This is a genomic window from Caulobacter sp. CCUG 60055 (assembly GCF_022750545.1).
GTDB lineage: Bacteria > Pseudomonadota > Alphaproteobacteria > Caulobacterales > Caulobacteraceae > PUIC01.
Map to the genome: position 1 here is coordinate 1,047 of NZ_PUIC01000018.1, position 1,350 is coordinate 2,396.

A 1,350-nucleotide genomic window follows, 5' to 3' on the forward strand; every position below is an offset into this window, starting at 1 on the left:
GCGCGCCGGGCGGTTCAGATCCGCGCCTATGCGGACCGGATCGTTGTGCTCTGCGACGGTGAGAAGGTGGCCGATCACCCACGCAGCCTCGGCCGCGACAGGACGGTCTATGACCCCTGGCACTACTTGCCGGTGCTGGCCCGCAAGCCAGGCGCCCTGCGCAACGGCGCGCCCTTCCGGGACTGGTCGCTGCCACCGGCCCTGACCCGATTTAGAAAGAAGCTGGGATCGGGCGACGAGGCCGACCGGCGCTTCGTGCGGGTGTTAGCCGCTGTGCTGGACGACGGGCTGGAGGCCGTCGATGAGGCGGTCCGCGAAGCCCTGGATGCTGGCGTCGCCAGTGACGAGGTGATCCTCAATATCCTGGCCCGACGACGAGAACCCCCAGGCCCCCAAGGGATCACAACATCGGAGGCCCTGAAGCTGCGTGATCCTCCGGTCGCTGACTGCGCCCGTTATGACCTACTGCGAGGCTCCCGTGCAGCGGCATGATATGATCGAGGCCTTGGGGCAGCTCGGCCTGAAGGGCATGGCTGGCGCCTTCGACGACGCGGTGACCACGGGCCTCCAGCGCAACCGGACGGCCATGGAAATCCTCGCCGATCTCCTGGCGGCGGAAACCGCCCACCGTCAGGCCGCTTCCATCCGATACCGTATGACCGCGGCCAAGCTGCCGGTGATGAAGGACCTGTCGGCCTTCCTCTTCGAAGGCTCGCCGATCAATGAGGGCCTCGTCCGATCGCTGCACGACGGCGCCTTCCTGGCCAACCGTCGCAATGTCGTGCTGGTCGGTGGGACCGGCACGGGCAAGACCCATCTGGCCATCGCCATCACCGCCAATGTTGTGCGCGCCGGCGTCCGAGGCCGCTTCTTCAATCTCGTCGACCTCGTGAACCGGCTCGAAGATGAAACCCGGCGCGGCAAGGCCGGGATGCTCGCCGCCCAACTGTCGCGGCTGGATCTCGTCGTCTTGGACGAGCTGGGCTACCTGCCGTTTGCGCAATCCGGCGGCCAGCTGCTCTTCCACCTGATCAGCAAGCTCTACGAACGGACCTCGGTGATCATCACCACCAACCTGTCCTTCGGTGAATGGCCCAGCGTCTTCGGCGACGCCAAGATGACCACGGCGTTGCTCGACCGCCTGACCCACCACTGTGACATCGTCGAAACCGGCAACGACAGCTGGCGGCTGAAGAACCGATCCTAATCCGACCGTGAGGGGTGCGCCCGTCGGCTACGCGCTGCGCTGCGCAAGGGCTCCGCGCTACGCCGCCGGGCGACTGCCAACGCCAGCGCCAGGGGGGTCAATCTTGGACGCCGATCGGGGGTCAATTTTGCAAGCCGTTTGAC

Annotated in this window: 1 protein-coding gene and 1 pseudogene; both read left to right on the top strand. The window is 66.4% G+C overall.

Annotation, left to right across the window (positions count from 1 at the left end):
- Positions 1-492 (top strand): annotated as a pseudogene (locus C5708_RS19045) (IS21 family transposase); the annotation flags it as partial.
- Positions 479-1,207 (top strand): IS21-like element helper ATPase IstB, encoded by a 729-nt coding sequence (gene istB / locus C5708_RS19050; RefSeq protein WP_151650599.1) that lies wholly within the window; start codon positions 479-481, stop codon positions 1,205-1,207. The pseudogene C5708_RS19045 and the gene istB, both read left to right, overlap by 14 nt.
- Positions 1,208-1,350 lie beyond the last annotated feature (143 nt).